Here is a 20,339-nt window from a genome sequence, read left to right as displayed (position 1 = left end):
AGCATGAAAAAGACCTTGTCAATCGTTATACTTAGCTTGTTCGCGCTGAGTTTGTATGCGCAGGATAATACAACGGAGCAGAAAAAATCACAGGAGTGGACGGCTGAGCTCAAACTTGCCAATCCGACCAAAGAAGCAAGGATCAAAAGTTTGATCTCTACGCATTTGATAGCCGTGAAAGAGTGGCACAATAGCCACCCGATTAGTACCGTTCCAGCAGGAATAAATCCGTACACGGGTGACAAATTAAGTGATATGGATCGCTCGATTATTGCAGATTCAGCACAGCCCGATTCTATACACAGCAACTTGATGGCTGGCTTGCGTCAAGAGCTGGATGAGCAACAGGTTGCTTTTATCTTGGACAAATACACGATTGGAAAAGTTGATTTCACCTTAAAAGGATATAAGGCAATTGTCCCAGATCTGACAGCGATTGAGGAACAAACCGTTCGTAAAAATTTAGAAGAAGCGCGTGAAAGAGCGATAGATTATAAAAGCATCAAGCAAGTTTCTGCCATTTTTGAAATTTATAAAAACAAATGTGAAGCTTACTTAAATGCCAACGGCCGCAACTGGCGTCAATTATTTAAAGAGTATGTGACTAGAGTAAAAGCCGAAAAAGAAAACCAAAAGAAATAGACTCGAATTTATAAATCATAAAAAACAAATACCGTTTGCATTTTGGCAACCATCGGAGGACCCTGAAAATGCATTCGCATATAATATCGATAAGCAGATGAAGATAAAAATTAAATTGGCAACAGCCTTATTGTTTTTATGCACCTTGAATTCTTATGGGCAAAATCCAACGTTAAAAGAATGGCAAAAAGGAGTAAAAAAAGACGAATTTATTTATGATACAGCATCTTTCCCTTCCTGTCATTCCGCTACAATGGCAGAGACGGACCAAGGTCTGGTTTATGCCTTTTTTGGTGGAACAAAAGAACGTCATCCCGATGTGGAGATCTATGTGAGTAGGCTTGAAAATGGCAACTGGTTAGCACCAGTGTCGGCAGCGGATGGTGTACAACCAGATGGCAAGCGCTTACCGACCTGGAATCCTGTTTTATACCAAATACCCGGGGGAGACCTCTTGTTATTCTACAAAATTGGACCCAAACCATCGGAATGGTGGGGGATGCTCAAACGGTCCAACGATGGCGGAAAGACTTGGTCTGCTGCCGAAAGATTGCCCGATGGCTTTATTGGACCGGTGAAAAACAAACCTGTTCTTTTGCAAAATGGCACCTTGCTGAGTCCTTCAAGCACCGAAGGAAATGGTTGGAACGTACATTTTGAGGCGAGTTCGGATTTTGGTAAGACATGGCGAAAAATAGGTCCAATCGCTCGTGGCAGTGACAACCTAGATGCTATACAACCAAGCATACTTGACCATGGAAATGGTCAATTGCAAATATTGGCGCGCACACGCAACCGTGCGGTTGTGACATCTTGGTCTAAGGACTGGGGCGAACATTGGTCCCCGTTGGAAAAAACGACGCTTCCAAATAATAATTCGGGTACAGATGCCGTAACGTTAAAAGACGGACGGCATGTATTGGTTTACAACCACGTACTTCCAGAAGGTAATCTAGCCAAAGGGGCGCGCACCCCATTAAATGTTGCTTTTTCCAAAGATGGCAAGCACTGGCAGGCCGCGCTTATTCTTGAGGATTCGCCAATCAGTCAGTATTCTTATCCAGCAGTGATTCAAACCAAGGATGGATTATTGCATTTTGGCTATACATGGCGTAGAAAGAAGATGAAACACGTCGTCGTAGATCCGAAGAAAGTGAAGTTAATCCCGATTGAGAATGGCATCTGGCCAACCAAAAAGGGATATAAAAAACCAGACCCCAATGCATATGTTAAGGAAGAAGATTAAATTCGTTTGTGCAGTCTGCTTGTTTTTTGTCTCGCTTGTTGTCAAGGGGCAGGACAGCTTACTCAATTATGAGCATAAATTTAAGCAGCCCCTGGAAAAAGTTCTGGCAATGATGCAAGAACGGTATCAGGTCAAAATCAAATATGATCCACGCAATGTCAAAGACATTATGGTGGACTATGCACCTTGGAAGTTTAGGGCGGATCTTGCGGGGACAGAAATCAATTTGCTGTATCCTTTGGGCTTTAAGTTGCAAGAGGAAGCAAAGCCCAATACGTATAAATTAAAATCATACGAATATAATCGCTGGAAACCACAGGAAGGCTGGGATTTTCTGACCTTATTATCCAAAAAATATACCGATCAGGCAAGTTGGGAAAAGAGAAAAGATCAATTGCGTGCTGCGGTAAGACAAGCGATGTATTGGGATAAACTGCAAAGTATACCGGATCAACCGATTCACCTGGGCAAGCCACGTCGCTATGCCGACTACCAAGTTCAGAACTTTGCCTTAGAAATTATACCGGGGGTCTATATCAATGGCAGTATCTATTCGCCGCTCAAGCAAAAGAAAAATATACCTGTCGTGTTATCTCCTGATGGGCATTGGCCACAACAGCGTTACCGTTCGGATGCCCAAAAAAGGTTTATCACCTTGGCTCGACTGGGCTGTATGGCTGTAAGCTATGACCTATTTGCCTGGGGGGAATCTTTATTGCAATTCGCTGGTTCAGATCATCGCAGCAGCGAAGCCATGTTGATGCAGACCTGGGGCGCTGAACGTATTTTAGATTACGTAACCAGCTTGCCACAGGTAGATCAAAAACGAATAGGAATCAGTGGAGGTTCGGGTGGGGGTAGCCACAGTATTTTAATGGCTGCTTTAGACGATCGCTTCACTTTGGTCGCTCCTGTCGTGGCGATGTCTTCCTACTTCTTTGGTGGTTGCCCCTGTGAAAGTGGATTACCCGTGCATTTTGTCTGTGGTGGAACCAATAATGTCGAACTGGCTGCAATGGCTGCGCCCAAACCACAACTGATCATTTCCGATGGACAGGATTGGACGAAGGAAACTGACGTGCATGATTTTCCTTATCTGAAACATATATATGGTTATTATGGACAGCAAAATCAGGTGCAACACGCACATTTTCCCGAAGAAGGCCATGATTTTGGGTATAACAAAAGGCAGGCATTGTACAAATTTCTGATAGATCATTTCCATTTAGATCAGGCTAAAGCTGCCGATATCATTGCAGAGACTTCTGTTCAGATCGAACCGGAGGAGTTATTATACAACTTTGGAAAGAAAGGTGAAAACTTACCAAAGAACGCGATTCATGGGATGGGACAATTGAAAGCATTATTAAAATCATACCAAATTGAACTATGATGAACCGAAAAAATTTTATACTGGATACCTTGGCGTTAGTTGGCGTTGCAGCCTTACCTTCTGCTGTTTTTGCTGCTCCTAAACGACGCTATCATGTCGCCGTAATTGATCTGATGATCTTAAAACGGCAAAAACTAAGTGCATTCGACTTGGCGAAAGAAATAGGAGCGGATGGGTTGGAAGTTGATATGGGCGGATTGGGCAACCGGGTTACTTTTGACAGTAAGTTAGGCAATCCCGCTGAGCGGAAAGCCTTTCTCGACAAGGCGAAGGAAACTGGATTAACGATCTGTTCATTAGCTATGACTGGTTTCTATGCACAGTCTTTTGCCACGCGGCCGACTTATCAGCAGATGGTAGGGGATTGTTTGGACACTTGTCAGAAAATGGGGGTTAAAGTGGCTTTTTTGCCTTTGGGCATAACCTGCGATTTGGTTAAGTATCCTGAGTTGCGACCTGCTATCGTGGAGCGTCTTCGTGTGATTGGCGAGATGGCAAAAAAGGCCGGTGTGGTGATCGGAATTGAAACAGCATTGGATGCGAAAGGCGAAGTCGGTCTTTTAAAAGAAGTTGGTTCCAAACATATCCAAATCTATTTTAATTTTTCCAATCCGTTGAAAGAAGGACGTGATCTGATTCAGGAGCTTACTATTTTAGGGAAGAAGCGGATCTGTCAGATACATTGTACGGATGAGGACGGTGTCTGGCTCGAAAATAATAAACGACTGAATATGCCCTTGGTAAAACAAACCTTAGATCGCATGGGCTGGCATGGTTGGCTCGTGATCGAGCGGTCGCGTGACGCAAATCTACCACCACGGGCTGTTAAAGAAAACTTTGGTGCAAATACACGTTACGTAAAACAGGTGTTTCAATGAGCATAAACTGGATAATATCACTTGTGGCGGTCATACTGGGAATACAGGGATGTCGAAGTATTCCAGTTGACAAGCAGTTGGATAAGGCTTTGCTGCGTGCGGATCAGGTAGGGGCCGAAGAGATGCCTAGAGAGCCGGAGAAGGTGCAATCCCCTTTTACGGCATGGGATGTCCAACGGCCGACATTTCCAATGCGACAAGATACTGTATGGCCTGCTGAAAGTATTCAGGCTAAGCTCGATCAGCTTGCTGCACAGGGTGGTGGGACTTTGATATTGAAAGGGCATCATCATACTGGACGGATTACGCTGAGATCCCATATTAATCTAAAATTGGATGAAGGTTCCGTTTTGGAATTTAAGAATGAAATCAACGATTTTCTGCCTGTAGTGTTTACACGAAATGAAGGTGTAGAATTATATAGTTTGGGTGCGTGTATTTATGCTAATGGAGCCGAAAATATTGCTGTCACGGGATCGGGTAAGGTTATTGGCCCTGGTGATGGAAGTATTCGAAGCAAAACCATGACGCACGATGTCATTGAAAAGATTGTGGACAGTAATACGCCTGTTGATCAGCGAATCTATGATGGTAAAACAGCAAATTTTATCTTTCCACCCGCACTTATTGCTCCTATTAACTGCAAAAAAGTCTGGATCGAGGGCATATCACTGGAGCGTACCGCTTTTTGGAATATCGTTCCCACGTACTGTGAGGATGTCGTGATCCGTGGGGTACGTATACAGTCAATCGGCATACCACGTGGGGACGGTATCGATATTGAATCGTCTAGGCGTGTGCTCGTAGAGTACTGCACCTTAAATACTGGAGACGACTGTATTGCTGTAAAAGCGGGACGTGGATATGATGGATTGCGTGTGAATCGACCTTCGGAGGATATTGTAGTCCGTTACTGTTTTTCGGAAAAAGGTCATGGTGGATTTACGATCGGTAGCGAAACTGCGGGCATGGCCAAAAACGTGTACGTACATGATTGTGTGTTTGGTAAAACCAACGTCGGTATCCGTTTTAAGACCAGAAGACCACGGGGCGGAGGTGGATCTGCCATGCGTTTTGAACGTATTCGGATGCAGGATGTCGAGTCGGCATTGCGTTGGGATATGCTGGGACAAGCCCAGCATGTTGGAAACCAAGCTAGCCGTGATTTCGAAGTGCAAAAGAATGTTTTGACACCACATTTTTCGGATATCCAAATAGCGGACATGTATATCGATGCAGCTAAAGATTGTATTAAGATCGAAGGTATTCCGGAATCGGTCCTGGAAGATGTGAGGATTGATCGTGTCTTTGGCCGTGGGGATCGATATTTGTCAATTAAAGACGCTAAAAATATTAAGATTAAAAATAGTGTGTTTGTCTGTAAGGATACCACGGTATTGACAACCAATGTTTCGGGACTGACACAGGATCATGTTCGGGTTATGACGGATGCACCATAAGATGTGCATATGGCTACAGCTCGAAAAAAAAGGAAAAGGATGAATAATATTAGAAAACAGGGGATCGTCTTGTGGGGCATTTTCCTGTTGCTGCTTGGTATACCCATGATTGGTATGGCCAAGTTAACAGTGGATCGTGTATTAATTGAAGGACGTGAAAACCCATTGGGTATAAATACATTAAAACCTTCATTTAGCTGGCAATTGCACAGCGATAAATTTGATGTGCAACAACAGGCTTATCGTATCCAGATCAGTAAAAGCGCTCGTTTTACAAAGCAGGACATGCTTTGGGATTCCCAATGGGTAGCGGCAGAACAATCCCTAAATTTGTTATACCAGGGAACCCCTTTAGCTACAGGTACAAGTTATTACATGCGCGTGCAGGTACGTGACAATAAAAAGGAGACAGCCACAAGTGCCGTACAACGATTTCATACGGGATTGTTGAAGGCAGAAGATTGGGGGAATGCACGATGGATTGCTAAAGATATATTACCGGATTCGTTGGTCAACCCGCTACCTCTAAGTTCCAGCAAGCTTCGTTTGGACAAAAGTTATGACCTTCCGGTTTTTCGCAAATCAGTTCAGATACAAAAGAAAATCAGTTCGTCGATCGCATATGTAGCCGGATTGGGGCATTACGAATTGCTGTTGAATGGCAAGCGGGTAGATGATGCAGTGCTACAGCCGGGCTGGACGAAATATGACAAAGAAGCCTATTATGTGGTTTACGATCTTACCCAAGTCTGGCAACAGGGGAAAAATACGATTGCTGCCTTATTAGGAAATGGGTTTTATTATATTCCACCAATTAAAGGCCGTTTCCAAAAGCATAAAGTTGCTTTTGGTCTGCCAAAGCTCAAACTTAAGATCGTAAATACCTACGCGGACGGAACACAGGAATTCATCGTGAGTGACGCAGGCTGGAAAACACATCGGTCGCCCATTACTTTTTCCAGTATGTACGGGGGAGAGGATTACGATGCACGAATTTTGCCTGATGATTGGTCAGCTCCAGTTTACGATGATACGAACTGGCAGCAAGCCCTCATTACGGATGGACCGAAGCTAAGGGCGCAGGATATCGATCCGGTAAAAATTATGCAGCGTTTCGCACCTGTTGGATTGCAGCAAGCTGATGGCGGGAAAAGGATCAGCTATGATTTTGGGCAGAATGCATCGGGCATTGTCAGCTTACAAATGACCGGACAAGCTGGAGATACCGTACGGGTGTATCCGGCGGAATTGCTGACTGCGGATGGACGTCCCAGTCAAAAGCACTCAGGAAGCCCTTATTATTACCAGTATATTTTTGCAAAAGATGGAACAGTGTCCTGGCAGCCGCGTTTTACGTATTATGGATTTCGTTATGCCGAAGTTCAGTTACATCCTGCTGGCAGCAAATCGATCCGAATCGATGCGATTCAATTGGCCCATATCCGGAATAGTACAGCACAGGTGGGAAACTTTAAAAGTTCTGATACCCTATTTAATGAAATTCATGAATTGATCAATTGGGCTATTAAGAGTAATATGGTCAGTGTCTTTACCGATTGTCCACACCGCGAAAAATTAGGATGGCTGGAGCAGTTACATTTAATGGGGCCTTCGGTGCAATTTAACTTTGATGCTGAGCGCCTGTTTGCCAAGTCGCTGCGGGATATGCGACAATCTCAGACAAAGGACGGACTAGTTCCTGAAATAGCTCCTGAATATGTGCAGTTTGACTGGGGCGGCGATATGTTCAGGGATTCGCCCGAGTGGGGAAGCAGCTCAATTATCTTAGCCTGGTACGCCTATCGCTGGTATGGAAACAAAGCTTTCCTTGCTGATAATTATACCATGATGACCCGATATATTGATTATTTGGGCACAAAGGCGAAAGATCATATTTTGATACAGGGTTTGGGTGACTGGTATGATTTGGGACCAGAGCGTCCCGGTGTTTCCCAGCTGACTACTCCCGGAATCACGGCTACGGCAATCTATTACTATGACTTGAAGCTCATGGTAGACATCGCTACGCTACTTGGAAAAAAAGAAGATGCCAAAAAGTTTGAGACTTTACAGCAGGCCGTATTCAATGCGTTCAATCAGCACTTTTATCGACCTCAGGAACCTAGCTATGGCTCAGGTAGTCAGACGGCGCTAGCCATGCCGCTCTATGTTGGATTAGTACCCCAAGAGGCAGAACAGGCGGTCTTTAACAGATTAACAACAACGGTCTGTCAAAACGATACGGCGTTGACGGCGGGAGATATCGGTCATCGTTATCTGTTACAGGTATTGCAGGCCAACAACCGTGATGATCTGATCTATGCCATGCATCACCGCGATGACCGGCCGGGATATGGCTATCAGCTGCGGAAAGGTGCCACAGCGCTGACCGAGTCCTGGGCAGGCCTCCCGAACGTCTCCAATAATCATTTTATGCTTGGACACCTGATGGAGTGGTTTCATACCGGCCTGGGTGGGATACAGCAAGATACAGGATCAACCGCATTTAAGCATTTTCGGATCGAACCCAAAATGCTGGACCTGCTGAAAGACTGTGAAATAAGTTTTAGGAGTCCTTATGGGAAAATTTATTTTAACCGAAAACAATCAAAAGAAAATTATCAACTGGAGGTTCCAGTCAATAGCCGATGTACCTTGGTATTGCCTAAAGGAGTCTATCGGGTGAATGGGAAACAGCTGGATTCAAATGCAATGGTTTTGACAACGGATCATGTTGAGTTGCAATTAGGATCCGGAAAATATACGATTACAAGGGAAAACAAAGAAATACCCCTTCAATAAAAGTAGCACGGGCGACGGCCTTACTATCACATGGAGACTTGAGAACAACGATGAAAAAATAACGATTACAGATGAGACGACTGAAAAGAATCATGCTATTGCTATCCTTTGCATTGCTGGGGTGGAAATCGTGGGTACATGCCCAACGAATTTCCAGTACGGAAATGGCAAAAATTTATGAAGAAGTAAAGACACCGTACAAGTACGGCCTCGTGTTGGTCCCGCAGCATAAAGGCGAATTGATGGATTGTCCGACTTTATACAAAGAAGGAAAATACTGGTATATGACCTATATTGTATTTGACGGGAGCGGGTATGAGACCTGGTTGGCACAAAGCCCCGACCTCTTGAACTGGAAAACCTTGGGGAAACAGCTCTCCATGGCACCCGATGGGAGCTGGGATGCAAAGCAGCGTGCAGGCTATAATGCACTGGTTGATACCAAGTGGGGAGGGAAATACAAACTCAATACTTACGCTGGAAAATATTGGATGTCCTATTTCGGCGGTTCTACCGCAGGCTATGAGCCTGAACCTTTGTCAATTGGGATCGCTTATACCAGCAAAAAGCCAGTCAAGCCCCTTCAGTGGCAACAGTTGCCGAATCCTGTGTTAAGCAGTACGGATCCAGATGTTTCCTGGTGGGAAAATCGTCACAAACTATTCAAAAGCTATGTTATCGAAGATCCTGATAAACATACAGGCCATCGTTTTGTGATGTATTACAATGCCGTGGGCGATTCCTTGGTAAATAACAAGGCGACCCGTTGGTATGAACGGATCGGTATGGCCGTATCTGACGATATGACAACCTGGAAGCGCTTTCAAAAGGATCCTGTGGTCCACCATCCGATGGGCATCACGGGTGATCCCATGATTCAACGTATTCATGATACCTGGGTGATGTTCTATTTTGGTGCATTTTGGAAGGATCGTAAGGGCGCATTTAACCGTTTCGCTGCATCTAAGGATCTGATCCATTGGACTGACTGGGAAGGTGCCAACCTAATCGAATCAAGTGAAAGTTTTGATCAGCAGTATGCCCACAAGTCTTTTGTGCTGAAAACGGAGGGCGTTGTTTATCATTTTTATTGTGCAGTAGACAGCAAAGGTAACCGCGGTATCGCCTTGGCGACCTCTAAAGATCTAGGTCGGAGCAACGTGCATTTTTAAGATTTTAAACCAGAAGCATGAATCGTCCTTGGTCAATGATCGACCATCCTGGGCTATTCCAACAGCATTTTTAAACCGAAGGCAGCATGAATGCCTCAACATTGATTAATGAATAAAGAAGCAAGCACAATAATATCATTGATGACAATGGTAACAGTGCTTATAAATCATCATTTAATATGAAGTTACATTATTTTATTTCTATTCTCTTTCTGTTGCAGCTACAACTTGTATCTGGGCAGGGACGTGCCAAAATCCGCTTTAATGAAAACTGGCATTTCACGTTGCAGGATCAGCTGGGTTATCGCTTGCATGATATCGATCCGCAGGCTTGGGAACCGGTCGAACTCCCTCATGACTGGAGTATCAAAGCCGATTTTGGCGCTACCTATCCTGCTGGAAACGCCGGTGGAGCGTTGCCTGGAGGAATTGGCTGGTACAGTAAGGAGTTTAAATTGCCAACAATTGATCAGGGGAAATGTATACAGCTTCATTTTGGTGGAATTTACCGTTATGCGGAGATATGGATCAATGGCGTCTATTTGGGTAAAAAGCCTAATGGCTACCTCTCTTTTACATTAGATCTCACACCATATTTGAAATTTGGAAATCAGTATAACCGAATTGCCGTCCGTGTGGATAATAGCAAACAGCCAAACTCCAGATGGTATTCGGGCTCGGGAATCTATAGGGATGTTTACCTAGTCAAAACAAATCCAATATACCTAGACGATCAAGAAACTTTTATCACTACGCCCGAAGCGCGTGGTGAACTGGGCCAGTTGAAAGTACTTTCCAAATTGAACAAGGTATCGCGTTCCACCGGAGTCGCGGGCGGAAAGAAATATCAAATTACGGTATGGGATCCCACGGGAAATCTGCTATTGAAAAAAACAGGTGTGGAAAAGGATGGAAATATTGATGAATTACTTCGCGTGGACAAACCGAAGTTGTGGAGTACCAATGCACCGAATTTATATCGCGTGCAATTGGCTCTTTTAACTAAAAATAATACGATCGAAGATCAAATCGAAAAAAGAATTGGGTTTAGAACAATTCGATTTGATGCAAAAACAGGATTTTACCTCAATGGGGAAGCCCTGAAAATCTTAGGAGTCTGCATGCATCATGATTTGGGTGCGTTAGGGGCTGCTTTTAATAAGTCAGCTGCAAAACGGCAGCTCGTGATGATGAAGGAAATGGGCGCGAACGCCATTCGTACCGCGCATAATCCGCCGGCCGAAGAACTACTTGATCTCTGCGACGAAATGGGGATTTTGGTTTACAATGAGGCATTTGACATGTGGAAAAAACGAAAGAATAAGTTCGACTACCACATTGACTTTCCTACGGAGCACTTAAAGGATCTTGAGGCATTTGTACGTAGAGATCGCAATCATGCTTCAGTTATCCTATGGAGTATCGGAAATGAAATCCGGGAGCAATTTGATTCCACCGGAATAGCCTTGACACAAGAGATGGCCAAATTGGTTAAATCCTTGGATCCAACACGTCCGGTTACTGCTGCCCTGACAGAAAATAATTATGCGAAAAACTTTATCGCACAGGCAGAGGCTTTAGATGTTCTGGGTTTCAATTACAAACATGAAGATTACGATAAGTTACCTGTAGAATTTAAAAATATACCACTTCTAGCATCAGAAACAGTATCTGCATTGGAAACAAGAGCTGTGTATGACAAGTTACAGGATACAATTCAGCTCTGGCCCGCGTCTTCAAAAGACAAATATGTCGTTAATGGCAATCCCGATTTTACGGTGTCCGCATACGATAATGTTGCGGCCTATTGGGGTACGAGCCATGAAAAAGCCTGGCTGGCGGTCAATAATCGTCCTTTCCTGGCCGGAACCTTTGTCTGGACCGGTTTCGATTATCTAGGCGAACCTGTGCCCTATCCTTATCCAGCAAGGAGTTCTTACTATGGCATTGTCGATCTTGCCGGTATCCCCAAAGACGTGTATTATATGTACAAGTCTGAATGGACCGACAAAGATGTTTTACATCTTTTGCCACATTGGAACTGGAAAGCTGGCGACAGTGTAGACGTATGGGCTTATTATAATAAGGCTGATGATGTCGAACTCTTTCTGAATGGCAAAAGTCTGGGGACCTCAGCAAAGACAACAGACCGTTTGCATGCCAGCTGGAAGGTGCCTTTTGAAAAAGGCGAACTGAAGGTGGTTAAAAAGCGGGATGGTAAAATTGTTCAGGAGGCGAGTGTCCATACAGCAACAGAAGCACATGCAGTTAAAGTTTCCATGGAACATGAAAAATATGCCACCGGGGAGTCCCGCGACCTTTACTTTGTTACAGCAACATTAGTGGACCAAGCAGGACAGTCCGTGTTGCACAATGATCAGGAAATTGAGTTTATTGTAAAGGGAAGTGCGAAAGTGCTCGGAACCGATAATGGATTTCAGGCCGATCTAAGGGGCTTGCATCAGCCCAAAAGGAAAACATTTAAAGGGAAAGCGTTAGGGATCATTCAAAAAACGACCAACACACCCTGTACCATAATCATCCGTTCAGCTTTAGGTGACCAACAAATATCGATCTAAGCTCAGCTATTTATTCATGATAAAGGGATATTCGGATTAAACAACTGAAAAAACAACCACATTACGCAAAAATCTAAAAACTCAATATGAATACAAACAAAATTAATCTCGGAAAAATGACATTGGGGGCAGCTGCTTCTGGTTCGAAGTATCCGATGTTAATGCTTTTTTGCAGCAGTTTTATGCTGGGAACTCCGCTCATCTCCAATGCTGCGTTACATGCCACTACGCTTCATAAAGTCACGGTAAATCAAGTAAAAGAAATAAAAGGTAAAATCACAGATGAACAGGGGAATCCTGTAGCCGGTGCTACCGTGGCGCTTATCAATTCGACGCAAACCACCTCGTCGAATGCGTCGGGAGAATTTACCCTGAAGATGACAGATGAAAGTGGCTCCATCAAAATTACTTCAGTGGGTTACGCTGAAAATGTTTCGATGGTAAAAGCTGGAAATAGTGTCAATGTGGTTCTTAAGAAAAATGATCAAGCATTGGAAGAGGTCGTGGTTATTGGTTATGGTACGGCCAAACGTCGGGATTTAACTGGCGCCGTGGCTTCCGTTAAATCCGAAGAGATCATGATGACGCCAACGGCTAATGTCATGGATGCCCTTCAGGGAAAAGTCTCCGGTCTGGATATCACCAAATCATCCGGGCGGGCGGGTGCCAATGTCAGTGCGAGCCTACGGGGCAACAGGTCTTTCAGTGGTGATAATAATCCGCTCTATATTATTGACGGTATTCCAGGTGATTTTACAAGTTTAAATCCCAGTGATATTGAATCAATAGACATCCTGAAAGATGCCTCATCGACGGCAATCTATGGTTCTGCAGGTTCAAATGGTGTAATTATCATTACGACAAAACAGGGTAAAGCCGGTAAAGCAATCGTCAATTTTGATTCCTACTTTGGATACAATGGTTTTCCTAAATATCCACATGGATTGCAGGGAGACGATTACATGAAGCTGAAAAGGGAAGCTTATCGTGGCGAGCACGGCAATTATCCCGAATTCGCCAATAATATTTTTAAGAATCCCGCACAGCTGGAGGCCTTTGAAAATGGCAAATGGGTGGACTGGATGGACTTGGTCTTAAAAGACGGAATCCAGCAGAACTATAGCTTTTCAGTCAATGGCGGAAATGAAAAAACAAAAGCTTTTTTGTCGCTTAACTATAACGATGAAGAAGGGCTGATCAAAAATGATAACAGTAAAAAATATGCTGTTCGGGCCAATATAGATCACAAATTATCTGATTTGTTCAAAGTTGGAACCAACCTCCAATATACCTATAAAGACAATAATCAGGCTGCGCAAAATGTTTTTGGCAATAGTTTAACCTTTTTGCCGCTTGGGGATGCTTTTGATACCGACGGAAATATCAACCATATCCCGGTGGATGGTGTCACCAATCCTTTGTCGGATCAGATCAAAGATCAATATAAAAATAACATTCTGAGCAACTATTTTGCTGGGAACGCCTATCTGGATTTTACCCCAATCAAAGGGCTCTCGTTTCGTTCGATCTTTGGCGCAACCATAGGATCCCAACGTACGGGCCGATATTTTGGGACGCAATCCATAGCCAATCCCGAAGCGGGTTTCAAATTACCGGCTGCAGTTATTATCAATGACAGGAATTATAATTACCGTTGGGAAAATATCCTGAATTACGAATTTAACCTCCAGGAAGACCATCATTTTGCATTGACGGGAGTAACATCATGGTCGAAAAACCAAGCGGAACAAGCTTACGCAGGTGGATCTGGATTCGACCTGGATTCCTATTCTTTCCACAACCTGAGTGCGGCCACAACTTCAGTTATCCGTTCTTCTTATATTGGTTCACAGTCGATGTCTTATGTTGGCCGGATCAACTATAACTATCAAGGGCGTTATTTGCTTTCCGTTTCCAGCCGTTGGGATGGTGTTTCCCGATTATCCGAAGGCAATAAATGGGATGTATTCCCAGCAGGTGCTTTTGCTTGGCGTCTGAGCGATGAACAGTTCTTTGCACCTTTAAAAAGTAAAATTTCGGAGCTAAAGCTACGGGCAGGGTATGGTATCACCGGTAATTCAGGCGGTGTGGGAGCTTACGGTACACAGGCGGGCGGATATAACGCACCGAAACCGGTAGGCTTTGGCGAGAGTACGCTCGGTCCGGCTTTTATTTTGAACCAACAATTGGCCAACAGAGATCTGGGCTGGGAAAAATCATATACCACGAATATTGGGCTCGACGCTGAATTCTTAAACCGAAGAGCCAACCTGACTATTGATTGGTACAATACAGAAACAAAGGATCTGCTTTTCCTACGGGATATGCCAGCTTCGTTAGGCGGTTCCTGGGGTGCACCTTTCAAGATGTGGCAGAATATTGGTGCAACGAACAACAGAGGATTTGAACTGGCATTAAATACAAAAAATATTCAGGGAGATCGTTTTACCTGGAATTCAACATTGACTTTTGCTGCCAATAAAGAGCGTGTGACATCACTCCCAGGCGGAAAGGATCTGATTTCAAATAATCTATTCCTGAATCATCCCATCACAACTTTCTTTGATTATCAATACCTAGGGATCTGGCAGGAAAGTGAAGCGGAGCAGGCAGTCTTATTCAATTCCAAACCGGGTGATATTAAGGTAGCCACCGATGGTACGGTCAATGAAGATGGTACGCATGCATATGGAGCCAAGGATAAACGTATTCTTGGGTCAGCGGTCCCGAAATGGACGGGCGGATTTCAGAATAATTTCAAGTACCAGAACTGGGATCTATCGGTGTTTTTAACCGCAAGATGGGGACAGATGTTGTCCAGTAATTTGATCACACGTTATGATCCGACAACAGGAGTGGGAAATAGCCCTGACGATGTAGATTATTGGACACCGGAAAATCCTGGCGCTTATTTGCCGAGACCGGGTATACATTCCTCGACCAGTGGTTACATCGGATTTGATGCCCTGAAATATGTGGATGGATCCTATTTCAAGATTCGCAATATCACCCTTGGCTATAGTTTGCCGAAGTCATTGGTTAAGCGTCTTTCTATGGAACGTTTCCGTTTTTATGCAACCGCTAACAATCCATTTATCTTCACAAAAAGCAAGCTGTTAAAGTATCAGGATCCCGAATCCAACGGTTCGGACAACTTTCCGTTGACAAAGCAGTTTGTGGTCGGATTAAATGTTACTTTTTAATGCCAATATGTTATGAAAATCAAATACTTCAATATACTGCTATGTGCAGGTCTGTTTCTGAATTCCTGTTCTCTTGACGAATACAACCCTTCTGGCGTCACCGTGGATAAGGTCGCGGAAAATAAAGCCGGTTTCGATAAACTGATCAATAGCTGTTACTTTGATCTGCCACGTTACTTCTACGGACGAAATTTTTTACTCGTTACTGAAGGCGGGACTGATTTATGGACGGCTGATCTCAATTCAAATAACAACCAAAATTATTTAAAATATGCTTCCAATGCTTCAATGGACATTAACATGGCCAAGGACTACTGGAATGGTGCTTATGATGCTATTAATTATTGCAACATCGTCATCGGTAGAGTGGATCAGGTTAAAGATTTTTCCAATGAGCAGGAAAAACTGGAGAAAGTTGCCCAAGCTTATTTTTTAAGAGGATTGTATTATTTCCATCTGGTCGAACAGTTTGGTCCTTGTCCGCTTAACCTAACGGAGACAACGACTGCCAATACTGCCGCCATACGTACACCTGTGCTGGAAATTTATGAAAAATGTATCCTGCCTGACCTGCGGTATGCTGTAGAACACTTGCCGGTAGGGCCAACAGAAGCTGGACGACCAAGCCAAAAGGCTGCATTGGGGCTATTGGCCAAGGCCTGTTTGCAAACAAAAGAATATAATACCAATCAGTACCTAGAGGAAGCATTGCAGACGGCAAAAAAATTGATTGATAATCAGGCGGACTATAATGTACGCTTGTACGCCTCCTTTATAGACAATTTTAATGCGGCAAATAACAAGAAAAACGCCGAAGCACTTTACCAGATTCCTTATTCTCAGGAGTATGGATCCACCAACGTATACGATCACAACAATGATTTTAAACGGTTCTATTGTACGCCGACGACATTTGGAGCGATACAGTCCGCCGGATTTCAGACCGAAATTGGCCGATGGTCCGGAGGAACATTTATGCCGACCAAATATCTGCTTGATGTATTTAAAAATGATGATAATACCTTAGATCCAAGATATGCGATTTCTTTCCAGACGCAGTGGCTTTCCAATGCTGATTACAATTGGAGCAGGGATGCTATTGTGCAGTTCGATCGTGATGCAAATGCTGTTGCTGTAGGAACTAATCTCCCGAAAGGAGCCTTAGCGCTCAAAGTTTCCCGCGAGGGAGAGACTGGTTATGCCGAAGAAAAAAAGATGCAATTTCAACAGAATTATATCTGGCTTGACCTAGAAGATGTCTATGGATCGGATAATAAGGTCAAAATGAAATATACACGGACAAATCAGCAGCCTGGGCAGGTGGATAATCCATTCATTAGTTTCTATCCATCTTTGGTAAAATTTAATTCGGGCTCGTTAATTAGTCCCAAAACAAACAATTTTACCAGCGACGCCTATGCTACTGTTATGCGTTTGGGCGAAGTATACCTCATTGCCGCCGAAGCTTCCTTTCACTTGAATGGTGCAAATGGAACAGCAGCTAACTACATCAATGTATTACGCGACCGGGTCGGGGCCAAGCAGATTACTGCTGGAGATATCACAGCCCAGTTTATACTGGATGAGCGCGCTCGTGAGCTGTGTGGTGAGTATACACGTTGGTATGACTTGAAACGCATGGGCAAATTGAACCGGTCTTATCTGATGGCGGTCAATCCCGATGTAGGACAATATTTTAAGGATGGCGTACACGGCCTCCGACCAATTCCGCAAGGACAGATGGATGCCATTAGTAACTCAGGTGAATTTCTTCAGAACAATGGCTATTAGTCCTTAGCAATATAAACCAAAAACCAAAAACTTAAATTATGATGTGTAATGCTAAAGAAAAATGTAAAGGAGGGGGACAGGAACCAAGATCAACCTCTGCAGCGTACCCCATGTTATTCCTGTTAGGTAGTTGCCTGATCTTGGGAGCCCCTAAAACTAGTTTTGCTTCGGTTTATAAAGAGCAGCTGAGACAAATAAAAGAAATAAAAGGTAAAATCACAGATGAACAGGGGGTAGCCATCGTTGGTGCAACGGTTTCAATGGTCAATTCGGTACTTTCAACGTCGACAAACAATGCGGGGGAGTTTGTCATAAAGATGTTGGGGGACGAGACCACTATTAAAGCCACTTCAGTTGGGTATAAAGAAAGAGTCTTGATTGTGAAATCCGAAGGAGTTTTAAATATCATTTTGGCTAAGGATGACCAGGCATTGGAGGAAGTTGTCGTCATCGGTTATGGTAAAGTGAAAAAGAGAGATCTTACAGGATCCGTCGTTTCTGTAAAATCTGAAGATATAGTTCGTTCTCCGGCCTCAAATGCAATGGAATCTCTCCAAGGACAAGTGCCAGGATTGGATATAACCCGAGCATCAGGTAGCGCAACCGCTGGATTAAATATGAATATACGAGGTAAGAGATCACTATCGAAAGCAGAAGGAGCGAATAGCCCATTGGTTATTATTGATGGTATGCAAGGGGGAAATATTAGTGATATTAATCCACAGGATATCGAATCAATTGATGTTCTGAAAGACGCTTCGTCTACTGCAATTTATGGTTCACAAGGAGCGAATGGGGTTATTATTGTTACAACTAAAAAGGGACGTGAAGGTAAGCCCTTAGTTACATATAATGGTTATGTTGGTGTAAACGGTTGGGCTCAATATCCTGAAATGCGACAAGGGGAAGATTATATCGCGCTAAGACGCGAAGCCGCTAAAACTGCCGGACAATGGACGGATGTATCGGATGATCAAACGTTATTTACTGTAGGTGAATGGGCTGCATTACAACAGAACCAATGGACAGACTGGAAAAAAGAGGTGTTTCATAACGGTTTTGTCCAGAACCATCAACTTTCAGTCAGCGGAGGCAATAACAATACAAAAGGATTGTTGTCAGGAGGATATTACCGTGAGGTAGGGTCTTTTAAGAATGATGCATTAGACAAATATAATTTGAGGTTAAATGTTGACCAAAATATTGGGGCATTTGTTAAAGTGGGCACAAATTCACAGATTACAAGATATCAGGGAAGTAACCGAGCTGAAAATGTACTATGGCGTGCTGCTACAAATGTTCCCTTGGGACTACCATACGATGACCAAGGAAAGGTCGTATTATGGCCTTTGGGACGTGAAGGTAAAGTTAGCCCATTGGCGGATGAAGCGAGCGAGTTTACAGCTCAACATCGTATTGCGACAACAAATATTATAACCAACGGATTTGCCGAACTTAATATTTTTAAAGGGTTTACCTTTCGTTCAAATCTAGGAGTAAATCTATCTTATCGAAAAAATTACGATTTTGCTAATGAAAGCTCTATCGATCGCGCCGGAGAATTTCCGTCTTCACTGGCGAGTATTCTTGGCAATGACCGCACATTTATTAATTGGGATAATATTGCCAACTATAATTTTTTGTTGAAAGATCACTCTTTTAATGTTACGGCACTCACCTCTTGGACACAATCTAAACTGAATTCGTCTTATATGGAGGGGACAGGGCAATTGGTACCACAGCAACTATGGCATAACATCGGAGCAAACAATAAAGAATCCTATGTGATTCGGTCGGGATTTGTCCAAAGCCAAACTTTATCCTACGCATTGCGGGCAAACTATTCGTTCAAAGGAAAGTATTTGTTGACTGTATCTAATCGATGGGATGGCGCTTCTCGTTTGTCTAACGACAAAAAATGGGCATCATTCCCTTCTGTTGCAGCAGCATGGCGCGTGAGCGACGAGCACTGGTTCAATCTGAAAACAATAAACGAACTAAAACTTAGAGCGAGTTATGGCCAAACGGGGAATTCAGGGATTAGTGAATATGGTACTCAATCGGGTGTTACGAGTTTTTCCAATGCAGCATTTCAGGATCAAGGATACATTTATCATGTATATAACACGCTCATCGGAAATGAAAATCTAGGGTGGGAACGATCTGCATCATGGAATTTAGGATTGGATGCGCAATTATTTTCTGGACGTGTTAATCTAACACTGGACCTGTATGATACTAAAACAACGGATATTCTGTTGCCAAGAACATTGCCTACATCCATGGGATCAGGTAATAATACTCCCTTTCAAATCTATCAAAATATAGGGAGTACAAACAATAGAGGGATAGAATTGATCTTGCACACCAAAAATATCGACAAAAATTTAAAATGGAATACGGATTTTACTTTTGGCGCAAACAAGGAAAAAATCCTGGATCTTATTGATGGACGAGATATCATAGGAGCTACAACAAGGGAGACTGAAAGTCTATTGATTGGCAAACCTCTTCAATCTTTTTATACGTTCAAACGATTGGGAATCTGGCAGTCTGATGAAGCTGAAGAAGCTTCTCGTTATTTTAAAGATGCTAATAAAACACAATCATTTAAGCCTGGTGATATTAAGCTGGCTGACTTGAATGGTGACTTTGTTATTGATGACGTAAATGATGTGACTTATATTGGAAGTACGTCTCCAAAATGGACTTTAGGATTAAATAATTCTTTTGCTTACAAGAATTTTGACCTATCATTTTATGCAATTGCTCGTTGGGGTCAGATGATGGATTATGAATTGACGGGAGCATATGATCCGCAGGGAAAGGGCAATCAACCTGCTTATTTTAACTATTGGACGCCAGAAAATCCTACGAATGATTTTCCAAGACCTAGTTTGACCAATTTTTATAATTACTTGGGTTACCAGACCTATAGTTATTTAGATGCGTCTTATATCAAACTCAAAACTGTAACCTTAGGCTATAAGTTGCCTAAAGCCATATCGGATAAAATGAAAATAAATGCATTACGCTTTTATCTGACAGGTAATAATTTATTTACCTGGACAAAAAGTGACCTCGTCCGTAATTATGATGCTGAAAGAGGTGGATCTGCAAAAAGCCCGCTATTGAGACAATTTGTATTTGGAGTGAACTTAGATTTTTAATAA

Annotated in this window: 11 protein-coding genes; all 11 read left to right on the top strand. The window is 43.2% G+C overall.

Going from position 1 to position 20,339, the window contains the following annotated elements; genetic code table 11:
* Positions 1-3: 3 nt before the first annotated feature.
* Positions 4-642 carry a DUF3826 domain-containing protein gene (locus tag B4A24_RS01145; RefSeq protein WP_293941572.1) on the top strand — a complete coding sequence of 213 codons (639 nt, stop codon included), beginning with the start codon at positions 4-6 and terminating at the stop codon, positions 640-642.
* A gap of 97 nt (positions 643-739) precedes the next feature.
* The gene (locus B4A24_RS01140) at positions 740-1,888 is read left to right on the top strand and encodes a sialidase family protein (protein ID WP_293941569.1); all 1,149 of its coding nucleotides are present in this window, start codon (positions 740-742) and stop codon (positions 1,886-1,888) included.
* The gene (locus B4A24_RS01135) at positions 1,869-3,281 is read left to right on the top strand and encodes an acetylxylan esterase (RefSeq protein WP_293941567.1); all 1,413 of its coding nucleotides are present in this window, start codon (positions 1,869-1,871) and stop codon (positions 3,279-3,281) included. Before B4A24_RS01140 ends, B4A24_RS01135 begins: the two co-directional genes overlap by 20 nt.
* Positions 3,278-4,159 (top strand): sugar phosphate isomerase/epimerase family protein, encoded by an 882-nt coding sequence (locus tag B4A24_RS01130; RefSeq protein WP_293941564.1) that lies wholly within the window; start codon positions 3,278-3,280, stop codon positions 4,157-4,159. The genes B4A24_RS01135 and B4A24_RS01130 overlap by 4 nt, the downstream gene beginning before the upstream one ends.
* Positions 4,156-5,619 carry a glycoside hydrolase family 28 protein gene (locus tag B4A24_RS01125; protein ID WP_293941561.1) on the top strand — a complete coding sequence of 488 codons (1,464 nt, stop codon included), beginning with the start codon at positions 4,156-4,158 and terminating at the stop codon, positions 5,617-5,619. Before B4A24_RS01130 ends, B4A24_RS01125 begins: the two co-directional genes overlap by 4 nt.
* 39 nt (positions 5,620-5,658) lie before the next feature.
* Positions 5,659-8,421 (top strand): family 78 glycoside hydrolase catalytic domain, encoded by a 2,763-nt coding sequence (locus B4A24_RS01120; RefSeq protein WP_293941558.1) that lies wholly within the window; start codon positions 5,659-5,661, stop codon positions 8,419-8,421.
* A gap of 71 nt (positions 8,422-8,492) precedes the next feature.
* Entirely contained in the window at positions 8,493-9,593 is a 1,101-nt protein-coding gene (locus tag B4A24_RS01115) for a glycosylase (RefSeq protein WP_293941555.1), read from the top strand.
* Between the two features lie 179 nt (positions 9,594-9,772).
* Positions 9,773-12,172 (top strand): glycoside hydrolase family 2 TIM barrel-domain containing protein, encoded by a 2,400-nt coding sequence (locus B4A24_RS01110; RefSeq protein WP_293941552.1) that lies wholly within the window; start codon positions 9,773-9,775, stop codon positions 12,170-12,172.
* An 86-nt stretch (positions 12,173-12,258) separates the two neighbouring features.
* Positions 12,259-15,375 (top strand): SusC/RagA family TonB-linked outer membrane protein, encoded by a 3,117-nt coding sequence (locus B4A24_RS01105; RefSeq protein WP_293941549.1) that lies wholly within the window; start codon positions 12,259-12,261, stop codon positions 15,373-15,375.
* Positions 15,376-15,387: 12 nt separating this feature from the next.
* Positions 15,388-17,166, top strand: coding sequence for a RagB/SusD family nutrient uptake outer membrane protein (locus tag B4A24_RS01100; protein ID WP_293941547.1), 1,779 nt, complete (start codon positions 15,388-15,390; stop codon positions 17,164-17,166).
* A gap of 38 nt (positions 17,167-17,204) precedes the next feature.
* Positions 17,205-20,336 (top strand): SusC/RagA family TonB-linked outer membrane protein, encoded by a 3,132-nt coding sequence (locus B4A24_RS01095; protein ID WP_293941544.1) that lies wholly within the window; start codon positions 17,205-17,207, stop codon positions 20,334-20,336.
* Positions 20,337-20,339: the final 3 nt, after the last annotated feature.

The organism is Sphingobacterium sp. UBA7249 (assembly GCF_002472835.1).
GTDB classification, from domain to species: Bacteria; Bacteroidota; Bacteroidia; order Sphingobacteriales; family Sphingobacteriaceae; genus Sphingobacterium; species Sphingobacterium prati.
This window is presented reverse-complemented; position numbering and strand designations above follow the sequence as displayed.